The organism is Flavicella sediminum, from assembly GCF_006381105.1.
In the GTDB taxonomy this organism is placed as follows: domain Bacteria; phylum Bacteroidota; class Bacteroidia; order Flavobacteriales; family Flavobacteriaceae; genus Flavicella; species Flavicella sediminum.
Genome location: NZ_VDET01000039.1, coordinates 1 through 1,644 on the forward strand (window position 1 = coordinate 1; position 1,644 = coordinate 1,644).

Annotated in this window: 2 protein-coding genes; both read left to right on the forward strand. The window is 30.9% G+C overall.

Translation table 11 applies throughout. The features are described 5' to 3' along the window. Positions 1-155 precede the first annotated feature (155 nt). A complete protein-coding gene (locus tag FGM02_RS17560) occupies positions 156-629 on the forward strand; it encodes a hypothetical protein (protein WP_139959878.1) in 474 nt (157 codons plus the stop codon). A gap of 256 nt (positions 630-885) precedes the next feature. Beyond that, the gene (locus FGM02_RS17565; protein WP_139959880.1) at positions 886-1,599 is read left to right on the forward strand and encodes a hypothetical protein; all 714 of its coding nucleotides are present in this window, start codon (positions 886-888) and stop codon (positions 1,597-1,599) included. Positions 1,600-1,644: the final 45 nt, after the last annotated feature.

The following is a 1,644-nucleotide window of genomic DNA, read 5'->3' on the forward strand; positions in this document are numbered from 1 at the left end:
TTTTGTGTTTTTTTATTATGTCACTTCTACTTATTTATCTATTTTTAGGTCGACTAAGATAAAAACACAAAATAAGTATAAGCTTAGTCCGGGGCTGAGAATCTTACGATTATCAACTCCCACACTAACTTTATACAAAACCGTTGCCAAGCATTATGAAAAAAAAAGCTGTAATCAATTATATAATGGCAATTCCAATATTGTCTTTTGCGATATTTGGAAACCCTTTATATCAGATTATTAGCTTCTTATGGTGTAATAATTTGAATTATAACATTGAACCTAGCACAAACGTTACGCAGATTGAAAAACTTCCATATTATATATTTCTTATAATAATTTTTCTTGTAAGGCTGATTCTTTATATAACAATATTTCATTTTCAAGGAAAAATCAAACCCTTTGAAAACCTTACAAAATTTATTGTGATTTTCATAAATACTCATGTTTTTCAGTTTTTAGGATTTATCACACTCTGGATTTGGCTTATCGAATTAGAAGGAAATATTGTTGGATTTTTTGTTGCTCCAATTAGTTTAGTAATTGGAATAATAGTATCAATTCTAACTATTCTGAGAATAATCAAAATACCTAAGAAATGGAAAAATTATAACAATGAAAAAAATTAACATTCACAAGACTTGAAAAATTACACTGAGAAAAAACGCTAGGCAACACCGGCTAAACTTCATGCGGGTTTTGTGCCAACTTCAAAGTTTTGTGTATATTTACTAAGTCGCCAAATCTTGTTGATTTGGCTTAGTTTAACCAAAAGAAACAAATCCAAACAAAAAGCTTCGGCTTAGTCCGTGTTCGAAAATCTTGTCGATTTTCAATCCCGCACAAAGCCTAGCCAAAACCGTTAGCCACAAGCGAATAAAAAATTTGAGATACTACATTGGAGCATATTATTTGATTAAACTTCGTGATTCCAATTTCGGAAGTTACGAAGGAAAAAAACTGCATACTTGCAGCACTTGTATAAACGATTCCTTTTTTGACACCTGGAGTATTTCATGGGCTGAGGACGGAAAAAATGTTAATCCAGAAACGAAATCGGATTTTAACCTAAATGAAAACCTAATTAAAAATATTCAGATTTGGACGGACAAAAAAATGGAGGAAAACAAAATCGGATGGATTTGTACGTTTGCCGATTTAGAAACCTTAACCGAATATAAAAGTTCATTTTTCTCAAACGCAGAAAGTGAAATATTGAGTATAAACTTTCCCGAATCAGAAAGAGAAGAGTTACTTAACTTATTTAATCCGGAAAAAGCAAGGTTTGGTGAAATAGGAATTTCAATAAATCTAAAAAAAGGAATTAAAGAAAATAAAAACGAGAAAACTTTAGGATATGACTTAATTGGAATTGAAAATAGTGGTGAATTTCACAGTTTTCATTGCCACGATTTGGCTAGCCAGTTAATCGAAAAATTCGGAATTGAAATAAACGAATACGGATTGATTTGCGAAAATGATAAATCTACAGAAATGGTGGAATATATGAATGATGAGAAAAACGAATTCGAGTCTTCTCCTTGGTTTTATGTGAAAGTGAATAAAACAATAGAAAAGCCAGTGGCTAACACCGTATAAAGTTAATGTGGGTTTTTATTTCTTGCCCAAAGTTTTAGGCTTATT

Coding starts and splice junctions, on each gene's coding strand:
- FGM02_RS17560 (WP_139959878.1), top strand. CDS start 156: ATGAAAAAAAAAGCTGTAATCAATTATATAATGGCAATTCCAATATTG.